1 protein-coding gene is annotated in these 614 nt (G+C 70.2%); it reads right to left on the reverse strand.

Features of this window, described 5'->3' with window-relative positions; translation table 11 throughout:
• The coding region (locus HUK84_RS21970; protein WP_176642014.1) for a tRNA pseudouridine synthase A at positions 1–614 on the reverse strand (614 nt) is incomplete at both ends.

Consider the following 614-nt stretch of genomic DNA (forward strand, 5'->3'; position numbering starts at 1 on the left):
CGGGCGGCCAGGGCCTCGGCCACCCGCGCGGGCGGCCAACTGCCTTCGCCGACCAGCTTCAGCGTGCCCACCATGTTGCGCACCTGATGGTGCAGGAAAGACCGCGCGTCCGTCTCGATCACGATGTCCTCGCCATGCCGCGCGACGTCCAGCCGGTCCAGGGTGCGCAGCGGGCTCCTGGCCTGGCAGGCGCTGGCCCGGAACGAGGTGAAATCATGCCGGCCCAGCAGGTGGCGCGCGGCCTCGGCCATCGCGCGCTCGTCCAGCGCGCGCTTGACCAGCCAGACCCTGCCTTCATCCAGTGCGGGACGGCTGCGACGGTTGAGGATGCGATAGCGATAGAAACGGCGGATCGCCGAGAATCGCGCATTCCACGCCAGGTCGACCGGGCACGCCGACAGGATCGCCACCCGGTGCGGCTTCATGTGGAAATTCAGCGCGTCGCGCACGATCGAAGCCGTCAGGCGCAGCGTGGACGGAAAATCCAGATGCGCCACCTGGCCGGTCGCGTGCACGCCGGCATCGGTCCGCCCGGCGGTGATGCTGGGCACGATGCTTCCACCCACCAGGCGGCCGGCCGCGTCCTCCAGCACCTGCTGGATGGACAGGCCGGT

Source organism: Nguyenibacter vanlangensis, assembly GCF_013376155.1.
Classification (GTDB): domain Bacteria; phylum Pseudomonadota; class Alphaproteobacteria; order Acetobacterales; family Acetobacteraceae; genus Gluconacetobacter; species Gluconacetobacter vanlangensis.